General features: G+C 59.4%; 14 protein-coding genes. 8 read left to right on the top strand and 6 right to left on the bottom strand.

The genetic code is table 11. The annotated features are described in order from the left end of the window. Both XH81_RS04165 and XH81_RS04160 read right to left on the bottom strand, forming a co-directional pair. Positions 1–1,452 carry an argonaute/piwi family protein gene (locus XH81_RS04165; protein ID WP_271595885.1) on the bottom strand — a complete coding sequence of 484 codons (1,452 nt, stop codon included), beginning with the start codon at positions 1,450–1,452 and terminating at the stop codon, positions 1–3. Then, entirely contained in the window at positions 1,452–3,209 is a 1,758-nt protein-coding gene (locus XH81_RS04160) for an SIR2 family protein (protein WP_271595884.1), read from the bottom strand. The genes XH81_RS04165 and XH81_RS04160 overlap by 1 nt, the downstream gene beginning before the upstream one ends. Positions 3,210–3,688: 479 nt before the next feature. On the opposite strand from XH81_RS04160, the gene XH81_RS04155 reads away from it, so the two are divergent. Beyond that, on the top strand, positions 3,689–5,977 hold the full coding sequence (locus XH81_RS04155) for a restriction endonuclease (RefSeq protein WP_271595883.1): 2,289 nt from the start codon (positions 3,689–3,691) through the stop codon (positions 5,975–5,977). A 246-nt stretch (positions 5,978–6,223) separates the two neighbouring features. Here the strand turns inward: XH81_RS04155 and XH81_RS04150 are convergent, their stop codons facing one another. The 3 genes from XH81_RS04150 to XH81_RS04140 all read right to left on the bottom strand — a co-directional run bounded on the left by XH81_RS04150 (position 6,224) and on the right by XH81_RS04140 (position 7,664). Continuing rightward, a complete protein-coding gene (locus XH81_RS04150) occupies positions 6,224–6,439 on the bottom strand; it encodes an AbrB/MazE/SpoVT family DNA-binding domain-containing protein (RefSeq protein WP_271595882.1) in 216 nt (71 codons plus the stop codon). 257 nt (positions 6,440–6,696) lie between these two features. Continuing rightward, positions 6,697–7,314, bottom strand: a complete 618-nt coding sequence (locus XH81_RS04145) for a hypothetical protein (protein WP_271595881.1) — start codon at positions 7,312–7,314, stop codon at positions 6,697–6,699. Continuing rightward, entirely contained in the window at positions 7,311–7,664 is a 354-nt protein-coding gene (locus tag XH81_RS04140; RefSeq protein WP_271595880.1) for a type II toxin-antitoxin system prevent-host-death family antitoxin, read from the bottom strand. The genes XH81_RS04145 and XH81_RS04140 overlap by 4 nt, the downstream gene beginning before the upstream one ends. A 300-nt stretch (positions 7,665–7,964) precedes the next feature. On the opposite strand from XH81_RS04140, the gene parS reads away from it, so the two are divergent. From parS to XH81_RS04105, 7 genes are all read left to right on the top strand, one after another. After that, the gene (gene parS / locus XH81_RS04135; RefSeq protein WP_271595879.1) at positions 7,965–8,438 is read left to right on the top strand and encodes a type II RES/Xre toxin-antitoxin system antitoxin; all 474 of its coding nucleotides are present in this window, start codon (positions 7,965–7,967) and stop codon (positions 8,436–8,438) included. Further along, positions 8,435–8,947: an RES family NAD+ phosphorylase gene (locus XH81_RS04130; RefSeq protein WP_271595878.1), complete on the top strand. Its 513-nt coding sequence runs from the start codon at positions 8,435–8,437 to the stop codon at positions 8,945–8,947. Before parS ends, XH81_RS04130 begins: the two co-directional genes overlap by 4 nt. A 380-nt stretch (positions 8,948–9,327) precedes the next feature. Further along, on the top strand, positions 9,328–9,501 hold the full coding sequence (locus XH81_RS04125) for a hypothetical protein (RefSeq protein WP_271595877.1): 174 nt from the start codon (positions 9,328–9,330) through the stop codon (positions 9,499–9,501). A gap of 719 nt (positions 9,502–10,220) precedes the next feature. Then, positions 10,221–11,408, top strand: coding sequence for a hypothetical protein (locus XH81_RS04120; protein WP_271595876.1), 1,188 nt, complete (start codon positions 10,221–10,223; stop codon positions 11,406–11,408). Continuing rightward, a complete protein-coding gene (locus XH81_RS04115; protein WP_271595875.1) occupies positions 11,408–13,717 on the top strand; it encodes a ThiF family adenylyltransferase in 2,310 nt (769 codons plus the stop codon). The genes XH81_RS04120 and XH81_RS04115 overlap by 1 nt, the downstream gene beginning before the upstream one ends. After that, positions 13,704–14,891, top strand: a complete 1,188-nt coding sequence (locus XH81_RS04110) for a patatin-like phospholipase family protein (protein ID WP_271595874.1) — start codon at positions 13,704–13,706, stop codon at positions 14,889–14,891. The genes XH81_RS04115 and XH81_RS04110 overlap by 14 nt, the downstream gene beginning before the upstream one ends. Continuing rightward, on the top strand, positions 14,885–15,838 hold the full coding sequence (locus XH81_RS04105) for a hypothetical protein (RefSeq protein WP_271595873.1): 954 nt from the start codon (positions 14,885–14,887) through the stop codon (positions 15,836–15,838). The genes XH81_RS04110 and XH81_RS04105 overlap by 7 nt, the downstream gene beginning before the upstream one ends. On the opposite strand, the gene XH81_RS04100 is transcribed toward XH81_RS04105, so the two are convergent. Continuing rightward, entirely contained in the window at positions 15,824–16,084 is a 261-nt protein-coding gene (locus XH81_RS04100) for a hypothetical protein (protein WP_271595872.1), read from the bottom strand. The two genes, XH81_RS04105 and XH81_RS04100, sit on opposite strands and share 15 nt — an antisense overlap. Between the last annotated feature and the right edge of the window lie 76 nt (positions 16,085–16,160).

Genomic DNA, 16,160 nt, shown 5'->3' with positions numbered 1-16,160 from the left:
TCACATGAAGAGGCGATACGGATAGACGTTTCTCGGCAGGTCCGCGACGTTCGCAATCGTCCTTGCCAGCTTTTGGGAGTAGCGGATGCTCACCGGTACGGGGTCATAGAGTGCATCGTTGTTCCAATCCATCTTGGTCAGCGCCAGCGCCTCATGAGCGTTTAGCTCAAGAGGGCCACTGCCGGCATGGCGGATGAGCTGCAGCGGGCGCGGAATGCTCTTCTTTCCCTGATAATAGTCCCCCTTGGTCGAGACCTCGGGAGCATTTCCCGCCACCCATATGAGCGCGGAGTTGCCTGATCTCACCACCATCGTTCCTCGGGGCACGGGATAGCCCGACGGTCGCGTGGGAGGGGTCCGCTGGCCAGATTTGATCAACCAAACTCCACGCCAGCAGGATGCCGAACTGATTTCGATGCACTCGATCTCCGGTACGCCGGACAATGCATCGAACGCCCCTTCGATTTCGTCGTCCTTAAAGGCGGTAGTCTTGTGGATGACCATCCGCTTAGGAAGGTTGCCGCCATTCCGGCCTTGATAAAGCTCGAGACTGCGAGCGAGTACCGCTCGCATGTCGTCACGGCTCAGAAACGGATTTCTACGGGCCTCGGCAACGTCAGCGACCGGGTCGCGCGCCTCGAACGCGACGAACTGCATGCCGCCGCCATCCATGTCGAAAACTTGTGAGCAGCACGTCACATAGTGCGCGTCTCGCTGATCGCCGCGGAGCGCATAAGCGAGCCCGATATAGGCGGTATCTGTTGGTACACCTTTCAGCGGTGCCAGCTTCCAGGGTGTGCCGGCCGCCTTCACATACAAGGCAGTCGCCAGGCGCCACGCAAGGGATGCCTTATGGGCGAAGGTGAACGCTCGATCGTTGAGCACCTGGGTGGGGATATTGTATTTCGCGCCAAGGGCCTTGAGCGCATCATGAGCATCGAAGAATTTGCCGCGTGTGGCTGGATTCCAACCGTCGGGGAAATGGACGAGCACGACGTCAAATTCGCTTCGCACCGTATCGAGCCGTCGGAGCGCGGCCTCCATAGCAAGAAAAAGCCGAGCTTGCGGGTCACCCTCGCCTGGAAGTAGGTGCAGGAGATCGGGCCATCTGATGTGTGCGTCACGTGGTGCGGCCTCAAGTGCGACCTGGAAGAGCCTCTCGAAGCCTGGATACTCCGGTACATATTCAGAGCGATCGGAAGGGCGATGGGTTTGACGGAGCGAGGCCATGAGCTCGCCGCGACGCTTGAAAGCACTCTCCGGACCCACTGTCGCGATTCGTACGCGCGACGTGTATCCTCCGAACGATCCTTTCGAATAAGGACCAAAATTTACGAGGCCCCGGAGCGGGTGGACATCTACCTGCGTGGGGTCGGAGGGCGAGAATGCCAGAAGAGGTTCGTCCAGAAGTGTGAACGGCGGAAGCTTCGTCACAAAAGCAGGATTGCTCATCACTTCGTCCTATCGAAATAGACGTGGTGATGGCCCGGCCGACTCCAGCCGGTGATCGGTGCCACTTCGAACACCGCGTCGACCCCTGTGCCGTCCTCAAGCCCGAAGGCACGCTTATTCTTGTCGCCGGCATTGGTGAGAAGCTGCGCCCAGGCATCTATGATGCCTGCCCAGTTTCTATTGTAGCGCAGAGCCCACCGTTCCCGGCGCCAGTCGCCTACAGGATCGCCCCCGCGATTCTGAGGAGCGTCGATTGGATCTGCGTCTACCGCGCTCGGATCGTCCGGACCGTCGCTTAGGTGAGGAATTTGCTTCGGAACTTGCACGAAAGTGAAAGGTTCGAAGCCGCACCACCAGCGTCCACCGACTTGGTCTAACTTCAGGAAGACGCCTTCCTGGTAGGGAAATCCGAGCTCCGGTACGGTCCCGGTCAATGCACTTCCGTAGGCATCTCGCAACCTCCTAAGCACCAGCCCGTTTTGGCGGGCGCGCTCTGGATCTTCTCCATCACGCGGCGCCGCAACGACTATCGAATGACCAGAGCGCCTGTACCTGGGAATAAGCGGCCGCCGTCTCGCCAGGCCTTTTACGAGCGCGTCGTAGAGAAGTCCCAATGCCCAGCTATCGGCGACGGGATCAAGGGCTACCTCTCCCGCTGACCTCGCGCCGAGTGATGCCAGAGCTTCTAGAATATCCTCATCTCTACCGAAGACAGCTAGTTCGCGCCCGTTCGCCGCGATGGTCGCCTTGCAGCTCTTTTCTCTGAGCAACTCCCTGACGGCGACCGACGTCGTGGGTGTCGCGAGCGTCATTCGCCTGGCGCTGCGTGGCATGGCTTCGATGAGAAGGGCAGAATACCGCAAAACGGGGAATGAACGCGCTTCGACGGTCGGTAACTTCACGGGCACGAGCCGCGGCGTGGTGCGGCCTAGCATCACCCGATCGAGCAAGATCGTCGGAAGGTCGACCGTTTTGACCATGTCTGCGGTCAGTTCATCGAAGGTTGCGCACTCGACGATAGCAACGTCGACGCCCGCAAGCTGCGCTTTGTTCAGGAATTCAGTCGCTCCCGGCAACAGGCGCGAGGCCGAAGAGGCGACCCAATACAAGCCGTTCGGAAACGGCGATTGATAAGCGAGAACGGAGTTCAACGCCTCCATGATCGAGGCATCTCGTCCGCTATACCCAACAAATACCATACCAAAGCGCTTGCCGGCTTCTACCAGCACGTGCCGCATTCGGATGTCCTGCTCCTCGAGCTCTGAACCCGTATTCTTGATGGCGACCGACTGGTAGTCCCCATGAAGTTTTGCGACCAGTGGCCAGTCGGATTCGTTCAGGCAACGCATCGCGCGGTCGGAAGAGTCGATCGCAGCAACGGTTGGACGAACTTGGTTGGCGGTCGGTAAAATGGCATTTGCCGAAAGAGCGGACTCTTCAATCAGCGGGTCGAAATTTGTGGTGAAAACGCAATTGACCTTTCCGCTGGCAATGAGGCTTCCGAGAACCTTGTGCCCGAAGCAGGGCGTGCCCTTGGAAATCGCATCATTGATGTACTGCCGACGGTGTCGGGACTGCGGGTAGACTGCTTCGAAAGCGACTGCATATTCGGTTGGGTCGCCATTTGGCGGCAGGATCGATGTCCGCTCGAAGAATGCGTCGATCCTTTCGATCCACACCGGATCGGCAGTGTCGATTTCTCGCTTCGAGAGGCCGGTCTCGCGACAAAAGATCTGCGCCTTGAAATCGCGGATCATCGCGTAACCCGTCGGTATTCCTGATGCGGCCGATGAGCCGGCCCCGAGAAACCACGCCACAAGGTTTGGCCTGAGAGCGAAGGCGGTCGCGAATTGCGCGGTGGACATAGTCGGAATAGAGCTGATGGTGTTATTCCTTAGATACTGAAAGGCAAAACTTGGGAGGCGGTCTCGTCCCGTAAAGTCGGGGACCGAAGTCAGAGCACTCCGGCTCATTCTGTTGGTTTAGAGAGAAAAAGAGGCGGTACCAGCCCTCGACCTTACGTTGCGTTGCACAATAACAGCTCTGAATCAGGGCAGTATAGCAGAAGACGACGGTGAAGAACTCGTCGGGGTTGCCAGGGGGGCCGGTACCGCGACGTTCTCGCAAAGCGATTTGTTTGCTATTTTCATCGCAGGCATCGATGAGCGGTCTGGTGCGGAGCGCTTGCAGCGGCGCTTCCTTCCGTCAAATGGAGACTCGCTGGAGTACGTCCCCTATGCAATACGACTTTCAGCAACTATCGCCTCACGACCTTGAAATCTTGGCTCGGGATCTCCTCCAGGCAGACTGGGGCGTTGTGCTTGAAAGTTTCAAGACCGGCCGCGATGGCGGCATTGATCTGCGATATGCCCGTGGGGGCAATAATCTTGTGGTTCAGGTGAAGCACTATGTCCGGACCGGACTGGCCGGCCTCCTGCGCGATCTCAAGGTTGAGGCAGGCAAGATCCCAGCGCTAAAGCCGAGTCGCTATGTACTCGTAACCTCTGTGCCCCTTTCGCCCGCCAACAAGCAAGCGATCGCCGCAGTCCTTGGCGGCGGATTGGCAATTGGCGACGTACTTGGCCAAGAAGACTTGAACAATTTCCTTGGCAGGCATCCGGAAGTTGAGCATAGGCACTACAAGCTTTGGCTTGCTAGCCGCGCGGTCCTCGACCGGGTACTGCACAGCGATGTCATCACTCAGACCGAGTTTCAGATCGAAAAGATTCACGCCACTATCCGGCGCAACGTGCGGAGCGACGCCTATTCGAACGCCCTCAAGATCCTCGAACAGAATAGAGTGGTTATCATTTCTGGGGCGCCGGGCGTTGGCAAGACGACTCTGGCTTCCATGCTGCTCTACACGCACCTCGAACGCGGTTGGGAGCCGGTTGTGATCCGCCGCGATCTTGCCGAAGGACAGAAACTCTTTCAGCGCGGTAAGCGTCAAATCTTCCAATTTGACGATTTCATGGGCGCAACGTTCCTCGGCGATCACGCATCCGGTTTCCTTCGCAACGAAGACCGCCTCATTACCGACTTCATCGAAATGGTAAGGGCCTCACCGAATGCCCGGCTGGTGCTAACCACTCGCGAGCACATCTTTGGGCAAGCCGTCGCCGCGTCGGAAAGGCTCCGTCAAGCTGGCCTCGACGGCCACAGGATCGTCCTGCGTGTTGGGGACTACAACTTCGGGCAGAAGGCTCAAATCCTGTACAATCATCTCTATTTCAGTGACCTGCCCGACGCTTACAGGGATGCTCTATTGCGATCCGATTTCTATCTCGAAGTCGTCCGGCACCCAAAGTTCAATCCGCGTCTCATCGAATGGCTGTCGAGCTTCAGCCGAATTCGATCTATTTCGCCGAGCGGGTACCAAGATTTTGTTCGCAACCTGCTCAGGGACCCCTCCGAGGTTTGGTTGCATGCCTACGACCATCAACTTAGCGACGCTGGCCGCTCTCTGCTGCTCACGCTTTACAGCCATGGCGGCAAGGCGGAAGGCGTAGTCCTCCAACCGACTTTCAAAAAGCTACACAAAGCACGTGCGATGCGGTGGGGCTTTCCACGAAAGCCGGAAGATTGGGCGACCGCGATGGCCGAACTCCAAAATGCGTTTCTCCGGCCGACGGGCAGGAATGCCTTCGAAGTTCTTGATCCCTCGGTAATCGATCTGGTCAACGCAGTCATTCGTAGGGCGCCCGAGAACGCAGTCGATCTAGTCGTTGGTGCTGTAGATTTCAGCCAAATCGAACGAGTCTGGAAAATAAGCGAAAGTGGCGTCCAAGGCATTAAGGCAGCCCTTATCCAAAGCGGCGGAGTCGTTGCCGCTTCTATCGAAAGCGCCATAGCGAGGTCGCATAGGCTGGTTGAGTTGCAGAACGGGGCCGGCCTGATAGCGTGGACGGAAGAAGCGCGCTTCGCCGCGTTCGTCCCTCTCGCGGATGCGGTGAGAACTAAGGAAATGCGAGATATTGCTAAGTCGCTTGGGGGTGACATGTCCTCAAGTTGGCGCGGTCGGGCAATTTCGATCATCGATGGTGTCGATGCTCTCCGCGCTCTTGAGCGCGTCTCGTGGGAGCCATTACGATCTCCAAAGCTGGAGCAAGAGCTGATTGAACAGCTCTTAAAACAGGCGCAAGTTTCCTGCAGGTCCGTTGAACTCAGCGAGATTGTTAGCGTGCTCGACCTCGAAGAACCTAGGAACGCACCGCGCCTGGCTGCGCTGCAGGCGGCGTTCGAGAATTCAAGATACCAGATCGCTTCTGATATCGACGAATGCCGCAAAGAGGAAGACTTCAAGGGTCTTCGAGGCGCCTATGAGCTGTTCGCCTCGTCGCTTGGTGTGGACGTTAGTCCGGAATTGGAGAGGCTGGAAGAGGTATACGCTGAGTACACTGATTACGAAGAGCAGCGAGCTGAGGGGATGATGGACGAGTACCGTGATCGCCAACGCGAGTCCCGCCATTCGGAGGACAGTGTCCGCGACATGTTCGGTTCGCTCCGAAGCGACAGGGCAGACTAGAGTTTCTCTACGTATTGCCGAGTACTTGACGATGACCAATGTGCGCGTGTGCCCGTTGTAAGTCACCACTAACTTTAAGCTGCATAAATGGCTAACTTGTGCGCGGCACCAGGTCTGTTACGTAAGCGTCGTTTCGCTCCCATCTTTCCGCGACGCATGAGATAGGCGACTTTCGCGATCCCTTTGGATGGATCGTCTTGTGTCTATGCTAGTCTTATGAAGCGTTGCCGCGGGACGCCTCCCTGCTTAAAGGGTGGCATAGGCTTTCCGATCTGCCTCGCTGTCCCATTCGTTAAAGTTGGCGAAGGGATCATCAACCTGAGCAAGCTCGGCCTTTGTTATGATGACCTTGTCACCAGTGATCGTATAAGCGATCTCGTCCCCTTCCTTCAGATGCAGAGCGGATCGGACTGCGTGGGGGATCGTGGTTTGAGCTTTGGTTGTAAGTTTACTCGTAATCATGCACGCCTCTAGTCAAGGATTTTCCTTTCTGTAAGGAAGTTCAAGGCTAACACATGCGGCCGCCTGGCGACCTCGAAAAAGGGCCCCTGGCCATCGCTGAGGAAGGTCCTTGGCTCATAATCGGCCTTCCAGACTGTCCTTGGTTCGCGCGTTTTTGTCGGTGTCGTTTCGGGTTCGATCTGAGTCTCTCTGCTTCAATCGGAGTCTGTCGCCGCGGGAAATGTCGGAAGTCCGACCGGCTCTAACCCGCCTTCGGCCTATATCGCTCGGCGAACGATGAACGGATCATCGTCATCCTTGGATTCATCCGCGGTGATGACCTTCAAGATTGCCTGCCAGGCGTGCTCGGCCTCCGCGATTCCAAAGTGCGCGTATAGTGCCTCGACGAACGCGCGGGTACCGAACACATCGAGGTTGATCCGGCGCATTCCCTTCAATGCGTCTCGCCCATCGGACTCGTCCATAAGGACGATGATTGGCTGCCGCGGCTGCACCTTTCCACGAAAGCTCTTCAGCGTCTGGATAATGCTGGCTTCGCCTAGATCGCGGGAATTGGGCTTCCTCTCGGGATCCGAGCCCTGAGCCCTCCAGCCGTCCAACGCAAGTTGGTACGTTCTGTAGGTGTCGGTTTCCACGCGGCGAATGCGGAATTTGTTCGCGGCGATCCACGAACGCGTGTAGGCAAGCCTGCGGCTCCGCGGATCCTTACCCGAGTCCGGATCGAGCGTGACTTCCTCCATGACCATGTCGGTCATCCAGATCGTGCCGCAGGGCTCCATCAGCCAATCCAGGCGCTCGATCGCTGACAGCATCACAATCGGCGACGCATCCATGATGAGGAATATCGGACTATCGCTGAACTCCTGACCGTTCACTTGGCGCCTTGAACAAAGTGCTTTGCAAACCTGTCGGCTTCGCGGCGCACCAGGTCCTGGTTGATGCCAGCAGCGGCATCCTTTGCCATGTGATGGACGGCCTCGACCGGGTCGTGCTCGGGATAGCCAAGCACATCGTCGGGTTCGGGGCCGAACACTGTCGGCTGCCGTGCAATCGCTTCGAACGGGATTTCTTCGCGAGCCAGGGTCTTCAATCTGCGGAATTCCTCGACCGACATCACTACAGCGCGCGGCTTACCGTGGCTGGTGATAACGACCGGCGCTTGAGCAGCAGCTCGCTGGATTTCACCGGACTGCTGCTGGAGGTCCAAAGAAGAAAATAGACGCATCGACATAATACATAAAATACGTGTTTTTATCCGAATGTCAACGGCCCGACTCCAGCCGACCCGCTTCCAGCCCCGGCTGCGCAGCCCTAACCTTCTCTAGCCGGATCGACCCCGATGGAACCAAAATTCGGCTGGACTGACTCGGATGGAGCCAGAATAGGATCGGACTGGCTCGCCTGCTGCTTCTGGCTTCCAGAGTCAGATCGAATGCGAAACGAGAGGGAGTGTCGCGTGGAGGGCCAAGCTTGATTAGTCGCGACATGTGACGTATATTTGGCGACACGTGACGCGAGGGCTACTATGACTGCCACAGCCGAGAAACCAGGGCCGGACAATGATCTACAGAAGGTGGCCGATTTGCTCGGCGGGCCACGCATCCTGTCGCGCCGGATCACAAGCGCCCTCGACGCCCACGAACTGCTGCTGGACGGACTGCCAGGCTCTGCGTTGACCCACTTCGTCCGTCACCTCCTTATCATTCAAACGGACTCGTTGGAAAAAGCCTTCGGAATGAGCCTTCGCACCTTTCAGCGACGCAAGGACGCCCCGGACAAGCCGCTCAGCCAGGAGCAAAGTGGGCGGACCTGGAAGTTTGCCGAAATCCTGGCCAAGGCCACCGACGTGTTCGGTTCGCAGGAAGAAGCCGAGCAGTGGCTCGAGCGTCCGGCCATCGGTCTTGACCAGCGTCGTCCGATCGACCTGCTTGCCACTCCGGCCGGCATCGAGCTCGTTGAACAGTACCTCACACGCCTCGCATACGGCGTCTATGCATGACGCCTTCTGTAGGGCCATTGGGAGGCGGCAAGCTCATCGCTTGGCGCCTCGATCAGGCGCGCTTTGCGTCGACCTGGGATAGTGGCGAAGGCGCATTCCAGGTCGGCGGCCGGTGGAACAGCAAAGGCGTTCGCGTTGTGTATTGCGCGCTTGATCCAGCGACCGCGATACTCGAAGTGGCGGTTCACAAAGGCTTCAAAGCGCTCGACACTCTCCCGCACGTGTTGACCGCGCTTCATATCGCCGACGTGTCTGACATTCATATTGTTCGCCCTGCCGACGTTCCGAACGCCAATTGGCTGCGACCGGGCATCCCAGGCGCAGGCCAGCAGGCGTTCGGGGATGCGCTCCTGGCCAAGCACGAATTCGTCGTGATCCCAAGTGTGGTGTCCAATCACAGCTGGAATCTGATCTTCGACCCGACCAGGGCGAAAGGCGCGTACCAGCAGCATCTTCAGGAAGCGTTCGCGCTAGATACGCGCCTTCATCCTTCGACATCACCGCCCTAATTCTTCGCCGTAGCAGTACGATCTCGCCTGACCGACCAAGCGACCCCAATGGAACCCTAATTCTCGCTACCTGACTCCGATTGAACCAGAATAGACTCCGAAGGAGCCATAATCCCCAGACTGAAATTAATGGATTTTCTCGCTCCGAGACTCAGCAACGCGAAACGACGCAGCTTGTCGTTTACCGTTCGATCTGAGTCTTTCTGCTTCAATCGGAGTCTATCGCACCTCCGGGTGGCCGCGGGCAGACAAGGCGGTCCCGCCGCCGCGCCCCGCGCCGACTCAGCAAGCTCCTGGAGATGACTGGAGCGCTTCCTGGCGGCCAACCGATCCGTCTCACAAGCGGAAGCGTCGATATCAAAGTGGCAGAGTCTTCCATCATGCGCGCAGCCACCAAGCGAGCTGCTGGCCGCACTGCCTTGAAGCGGGCTCTGATCCCGATCGAGAACAAGCGCAGCTTCCTGGAGGTGACGGGGGACGTCGTGGAACATGTCGACCCCATCTTCTACGGAGACCCGAAGACGGCGGCCTTTAAGGCCCTCGGGATCAATTGAGGGGTCTGTCGTCGGCAAAAACGGGCCAAGGAAGAGGATGGGTCGAAAGAGACGCTTCCTGGGCAGGCGGGACGCCTAGGCCCGCGGAATCACCAAGCGCAGCGGCACGGCCGATCAGGAAACCTCATCCACCAGCGATCTCCGAGCACCGCTGGCGGGCGTAGTCCCAGGCGGAAAACTTGATGGGCGTATCCCCTGGGCTGTCGGGAACGACTCTTCGCCGAATAGCGTGTAGCTCTCGAACAGCGCGTCGGCCTCATGCCAGGTTTGAAGGCGTCGGTCAGGTACCCATCCACGATGGATCGGCAGGCGGCGACCGCTTCCTCCGACGTGGCGAAGATGCCGTGCTTCACGCGCTCGGATTCGTCCTGGTAGTGGAAGTTGTCGTCGATCAGGACCTGATAGCCCATTCTGCCCTCGCACTCCGTTCGGGCCGTCGCCGCGCCGGTTGTACACGAACGCCAGCTTCCACGAAAAATCCTAATCAATTGCGGGTTCGGGCCTTCGCGCGCCTGACCGGGATCATGGGAATCCATCATCGAGCTGCGGTGCAGCATAAAAGAAGCTGGGGAGCAGTATTTCTCCGGTAGCTTGCGGTCTTGAAACGTCACAACCCCGCGTCCATATGGAACTTCGTTAAATTTTTAGCAATCTCGGGCGGGGGCTCCCCTCCGACAAGATCACCAACCGGCAGGCGCTCGCGCCCGCCGGAAAAGTTTTTGCGCGAACAAAACATGATCGGGTCGGCCGTGCCGGTCCCGCAGGAGGACAACTTGGCAACGCTGACATTCCACCCCCTCAACAATGCGGATTGTACCCGCATCGATCTCAAGGACGGCCGCAAAATCCTGGTGGACTACGCCGACATGCGGAATCCGGACAATCCGAGCGACCCCTGCATCGACCTTCCAACCGCGCTGCGCCAAGACCTTCGGGCTGCGGACCGCGACTATTTCGACGTCGTGCTGTTCACTCATCTCGACAAGGATCACACGAACCGCGCCGGCGAGTTCTTCCATTTCGAACGGTTCTCGACGCGTCAGGGCGATGGCCGCATCAAGATGCGCGAACTCTGGGTGCCGGCGGCCGCGCTCACGGAAGAGGGTTTGGACGGCGATGCCCAGATCATTCGCCAGGAGGCTCGCCACCGTTTCATCGAGGGCAAAGGCATCCGCGTATTCTCGCGGCCTGGTCGCCTCAAGGACTTCTGCGAAAAGAACGGGATCCGCCTTGAGGATCGCCGTCATCTGGTCACCGACGCCGGAAAGTTGGTGCCTGGCTTCGACAACCTGAACGCCCCGGGCGGCATCGAGATATTCATCCACAACCCGATGGCCTGGCGGCTCAACGACCGCGAAGTTGAGGAGCGGAACGACGACGCCGTGGTTTTTCAAGCCACGTTCCGGGAAGGGGCAACCGATACCAGAGTGCTCTTCGCCTCCGACGTGGACGACATCTCGCTCGGGCACATCGTCCAGACTTCGAAGGCGCACGGCAATCAGGATCGGCTGCGCTGGCACGTGTTCAAGATCCCGCATCACTGCAGCTACAAGTCGCTGAATTCGGCCGACAAAGGCGTCGATAAGACCGTGCCGATCGAAGACGTTCGCTGGCTCTGCGAAGAAGGCGCCGAGCCCCGTGGCATCATGATTTCCACCAGCGAGATCATTCCCGGCAAGGGGACGCCACGCGATAAGGACGTCCAGCCCCCGCATCGGCAGGCCGCCGCGTACTACCAGGATGTCGTGAACGCGATCGACGGGCAGTTCGAGGTCACCATGGAGAACTCCCCGCTGCGCAATCCGAAGCCTAGCCAGGTCAGCATCACCACCGCCGGTGCCGCCTTCGTTGCGATGGCCTCCATCCCCGGCGACTACGCAGCCGCCAGGACGATGCGAGCTGGCTGATGCCGTTGCGCCCGCTTTCGGAGCAATTCGGCGAGACCGTCGAGTGGGAAGCTTTGCGAAACGCGAAGTCCCACTCGGTCGCTCGCTTGATCTGCGATTTTGGGACGCAAGGATACCGCTTCGTCGAGGCTCGGCGTTCCGGGTCCGGCGACGAGACTATCATCGTCGATGTGCACGTGAACCGGCCGCAGCTTTACGTGCATCCGCTAAAGGCCGTCGAGCTCCTTGCTCTTCACTTCCCTGCAGACGACCGTCAGCCCACGATTCTCGCTCTTCGGGACGATTTTCCCGACGTCCCGCACACGAATCCCGGGCACAGGGACGATCCTCGTAGCCTCTGCATCGACGACCGACCCTGGACTGAAGCCAAGCTAAACTGGACCCCCTCAGACTTCCTGGTTCGGATCCACATCTGGCTCGGCAAGACGGCACGTGGCGAGCTTCATGGTGACGTGCGCGCACCAGAGCCGCTTTTCGTCGCGGCAGGTCCAGTCGTCATCGTCGACCGCACTCTTATCGACGCGGCCGGGACGGGGCCTACGGAGTTGGCAGTTCACCGCGCCGATGCGGAGATCAACAGAGAGATTCTGATCGCGACTTTGCCATCGACGCCCCTTCCGTTCCCACGGCTCGGCATCGCCCTAATCGCGATAGTCGCAGAGCGGCGGGAGATGGGAGCTCTACGCTTCCCGCCTCGCACTCTTGGCGAATTGGCAGATGAACTCGGCGACATTGGCCTCAAAGCGCTCATTCGGGCCAGGATCCTCGAATGGACCAGCCACGCTTGGAACAAAGGGACGCAGCCGCAGCGAGACCCCGACCAGTTGGGATGGCGGCTCGGGATCCTCGTTGCGTTTCCCGTCGCGACCGAGAGCGGCGACAAGGTCGGGATCCTGGATCTGAAGGCCTTTATGACCTTCGAGACCGTGGCCCAGATCGGCGTGAAGATGGGATGCCTCGAAGAAGCTAATGGACTTCACGCCCGGTCTCTAACGACGCGCGACAGTGCGGCCGCCGACGCGGTCGAGCTCGTTTGCGGCGAGGTTCACTTCGGCCACGACAGAAAACTCGCATCCCAGATTTCGGGAGCCGAAGGCGTGGACCTGCGACGCGCCGTGCTCGTTGGCGCGGGCACGGTCGGCTCCCACGTGGCAGCAAACCTCGCGAAGGAGGGTCGCTACACCTGGGACGTGATCGATGGCGACTACCTTCTTCCTCACAATGTCCCGCGCCATGTGCTGCCTAGAGCCGAGGTAGGGCGCTCCAAGGCCGCCGCCCTCGCGCGCTTCCTGGACGGGATGAACAGATATCCGGAGCAGTCCGGCCATCTAACCGCGGATGTTCTCTCCAACGACCCATCGACGGAGGCCGCGGTCAAATCGAAGCTGGAGACGGCGGACATGATCATGGACGCCTCTGCCTCCATCGCCGTATCCCGTCGGCTGGCCGCATGGCCGGACACCATGACGCGGCGCCTGAGCTTCTTCTTCAACTCCGACGGCACCGACGCGGTGCTCCTCGCCGAGCCGAACGACCGCTCGACCTCTCTGCGAGAATTGGAGGCGCAACATTACGCCATGGTCGCTCAAGTTCCCGCTCTGCGGGGACATCTCCACACTTCCGAGGCGACCATCCCCTACTCGGGCGCCTGCAGGCAAGCGACCAATCGGATGCCGGAAACTCGAGCCGCGCTGCTGTCGGCTCTCATCTCCGGGGCCATCCCGGGTGCGCTGTCCACCGAACAGGGCTCGATATCGATCTGGCGCACGAAGGATGGCGCAGTGGAACGCGTCAGCGCCTCCGCTGGAAAATGGCAACGTCTCGCGATTGACGATTGGTCCATCGTCCTCTCCGACGACGTGGCCAAGGCGATCACAGGATTCCGAGAGCAGCACCTGCCAGCGGAAACAGGCGGCGTCCTCCTCGGCGTTTTGGATATGGAAGCGCACTCCATCCATGTCAGCGTCGCACTCGAACCTCCTTCCGACAGCAAGGGCAGCGAGAGCGAGTTCGAACGAGGCGTGTCTGGACTCCGCTCGCGGATTGCTGCGATCACCGAGCAGACAGGTGGACAGCTAGTCTACGTCGGCGAATGGCATTCTCATCCGAAAGGCTATGCGGCTACGCCCAGCCCGAAGGACCTCCTTCAACTCGCCGAATTGGCCGAACTTTTGGACATGAACGGCGTGCCCGCGCTGATGGGAATCGCAAACGACGACGGCGTACGAATCCATTCCGCTACCAAGCCCGACGTCGATCTTCCCGTTTCGCTGATCATCGTCAAGGAGGCGACCGATGAGCGAGCCTGATCTCGGCGCACAGCAGCCGCTGAAACTAGGCCTCGCCCTCTCCGGTGGAGGCGTGAGGGCCGCCGCCTTTCATCTCGGTGTGTTGAAGCGCCTCGCCGACGAACAGCTCATGGAGACGGTTACTGCCCTGTCGACAGTCTCGGGCGGCAGCCTCATCACCGCGGCCATCGTATCCCATGCCGGCATGAGATGGCCGACCTCGGCCGAATTCAAGCAGACCATCTTCCCGGAACTTCGACAGATCCTATCCGCCACCGATCTCTTCAGTCTGAGCGCGATCGGCTGGAGCGGAGTCTTGGAATTCAATCTGCGACTGCTTCGCCATCGTGCCTCAGTGTTGGCCACACTGCTAGAACGGCGGTGGGGTGTCCGTGGCAAACTGACTGATCTTCCCGACGAACCGACTTGGCTGATCAACACCACCTGCTTTGAAACGGGAAAGAACTGGCGCTTTGCCAAGCGAGAGATGGGCGACTGGAAATTCGGAAGACACTACGACCCCGACGTGCCGTTGTCGTCGGCAGTCGCCGCATCCGCAGCGGTCCCGTACGCCATCGGAGCTCTGCGAATCGCGCTGCCGAAGGACGGATGGTGGGACACCGACCCGGCGACCAGAAAGCCGACCCGCAAGAAAGCCCCACCCTTCGAAGAGGTGCGCCTTTGGGACGGTGGTGCCTACGAAAATCTCGGCCTCGAGTTCTTCCACAAGCCTGGAAAGGGCTTGGCGAGATCCGACTTCCTCATTTGCAGCGATGCTTCGGGCCCCCTCGGCCCGCCGACTCGCTCCAAACTTGCCGCACTGGCAAGCGGCCGCCTGGCTTCACCTCGACTCTTCGACATCGCGAGTGATCAGCTTCGTTCGCTTCGAAGCCGAATGCTGGTTGCGGATCTCACGACCGGGGCCGTGCCTGGCGTGCTGGTCCGCATGGGAAATTCTGTTCGAGAGGTGGACATAAAGGCCTCGGCGGACCGGCCCGTAGGCTTTTACGACGCAGTTCAGCCTGACCAAGAAGCCGCTGCTGCCGCGGGGCATCCAACCGACTTGAAGGCTCTTGGCGAACAGGGTTTCGACCGTCTCGCTCGACATGGATACGAAGCCGCCGACATCACCCTCACTACGTACGCCACCAAACACTTTGGCCGTTCGCTTTCTTGGGAGCCGATCGCATGTTGAAAGGTGTAGTAACGCGCTTTCGCGCCTACCAGCTCGGTTGCCCTGGTTCGTCCTTCTCCTACTTTGCGGGTGGACACTTCACGGTCATCGAGGGTCGATTGACCGACGTGAACCGGCGGACGCTCATGCACGAAATGGACATCTGCGGCGTCGAGTATGCGGACGCGCTCGACATCACCAGTTGGGATTCCGACCACTGCAACAAGCACGAACTTCAGGAACTTTTGGAGCTCCTTCGTCCTGCCGAGATCGAGTGCCCCGGATACAATCCCTACAGCGATCATGGGGAAGGCTGTCTCGAGATCATCGCCGACTATCAGAGCCGTCGAGCGCCGTGCAATCGAATACCAGAGATCGAGCACATCACGCCGAAGTACATTGAGGCGCTGGATAAAGCCTCCGCCGTCGCCTACCGCAACACCTACTACAATCCGAAGCATATCGACGAGGAGTGCGCCAACAACAACTCCACCGTCAAACACCTCAGGAAAGGCAGCTTCAACGTACTCAGCCTCGGCGACGTCGAATGCTCTATGATCTCCGCCCGTCTACGACGCTCTCGGATTCTCCGGTCAGAGACGGACGTCATGATTCTCGCCCATCACGGGGCGGATAACGGCTTTACGACAAAGCCCTTCCTTTCGCATCTCGAACCTGGCCTGGCCATCTGCTCCTCGAACTACGACAATCAGTACGAACACCCTCGCGAGGAGATTACGGATCTTCTCAGGAAACAAGGGATCGATCTCATGACCACCAAGACCGGCGATGTTGTGGTCAAGTCCGTTGGAGAGCATACGGGCGACTTCGTCGCCGTAAACCTCAAGTCGGATTCGGAAGAGGTTTCGTCGACGAAGCGCTACGTGTCCAAGAAAAGACGACTTCTCAACATGAATGACGACACGCTGCGACAACGTTACGTTGCCCGGCGGTCATATCCTCGTTGAGACCAGGCTCTCACTGCGCGATCTTCGCCGCCAGCGCCACAACCGCCGCCGGATCTGCAGTTCATCGGAGATCCGGCGCGCCTGCCTGGCAAACTCTTCCGTCCCGACGTCGATGGCGACAGCGGCCAGGCGGTAAGTGCCTCCGATCATCCGGATGACCTCTTCAGGTGTGATGTCACCGTCGCGGCGGTTCGACCCGATGGACGGGCTGCCGATGATCCAGCGGGTCTTGGCATCGGTGCACATGACCCTCTCCGGCGCCGTAGAGCCCTCCGGCTCTATCATGGCGATGTCGCAGTCGCTGTACGGGACAGAGGGGCAC

This window comes from Bradyrhizobium sp. CCBAU 25360 (assembly GCF_028128695.1).
GTDB classification, from domain to species: domain Bacteria; phylum Pseudomonadota; class Alphaproteobacteria; order Rhizobiales; family Xanthobacteraceae; genus Bradyrhizobium; species Bradyrhizobium ottawaense.
Note: the sequence above shows the minus strand (reverse complement) of the source record. Positions and strands in the feature narration are given on the sequence as shown.